Origin of the sequence: Nonomuraea sp. NPDC003804, from assembly GCF_040610675.1 — a bacterium.
Lineage (GTDB): Bacteria > Actinomycetota > Actinomycetes > Streptosporangiales > Streptosporangiaceae > Nonomuraea.
On the sequence record NZ_JBEXMT010000137.1, the window covers coordinates 1 to 1,050 of the forward strand.

The window sequence follows — 1,050 nt, forward strand, 5'->3', positions numbered from 1 at the left end:
GTCGAAACGGTCAATGGCGTTTTGCACGTGAAGTCGCCGAAGGAAATCCTGCTCAGCGTCGGCGGCTCGTATATCCGCGTGAATCCGGAAGGGATCGAGATGGGCTCGCGCGGCCGTGTGCACTTCAGGACAAGTGGCTTGAAGAAGACCGGGCCGGCTCAACTGGACCTGAGCGGCGCGGCGTTCGCGCCGGCTTTCGTGCCGTTCAAGACGGAGTGTGAGGTCTGGCGTACCAACCCGAATTTTGTACAAGCGCCGGCCTTGGCACCTGAGCCAGATCCGTCTCAGTGGGAATCGTTGGGTAACACAGGCGCTGTAGCGCAGGCATCTTCGCCAGACAGTGCGGGAAATGTCGCTCCTTCACCGTTTAGTGATTTTCTGTCTAGGATGTTTGATCGTGGTCCCTTGCATGTAAATGACCCGGATAACGCACCAAAAAACCAGACAAATCAAACTCCTGAGTTGATCAAGCTTGAAAGCCCAGCTCCATGTGACTGGAAACTAGCAAGTCTGTTAAGCGAGCGCTCAGATCAAACAGAAACTGGTCAATATTTAGGGGTATTGCAAAATCGCGCACCATGGACGGACGCGAGTGGTAAGCAATATACGGCTGGCGGGGTGCGATCTTCAAAATTCGAATTGAAGTACATAGAGAGCGAAAAGACACTTGTATGTACAGTTCGCGTGAGATTGGTCCCGGTAGACATATATCCCGTCGATTCGTCCGGGAATTTCGATAAAGCTGCCAAAGTAAAATCAATCCCCTACAGCTACGATCTTCATCGCTCAATGGAGATTGGCGACGTTCTGAACGGTCAAAAGATGGACTACCGAGAAAGAGTGGGGGAAGGATATAGCCTCGAGCACGTTATGCGGAAAATAGAAGCAGTATTCAATCGGGGTGATCATAAGTTGATACTGGATGGATGCGCGAAAGGCGGGGCGTGTGGATGTCGCGTTAAAGTGATATTCAAGACTGATATTCGGATTTCAATAAAAAACAAGCCTATTGTCGATTTTAATGAGCATGTTCTGCTTCATTTATTCCCG

The 1,050-nt window shown here is 50.5% G+C and carries 1 protein-coding gene; it reads left to right on the forward strand.

Features of this window, described 5'->3' with window-relative positions; genetic code table 11:
* Window positions 1-27: 27 nt before the first annotated feature.
* Window positions 28-1,050 (forward strand): hypothetical protein (locus ABZX22_RS45325; RefSeq protein ID WP_354923602.1); only part of this gene is annotated, 1,023 nt, incomplete at its 3' end.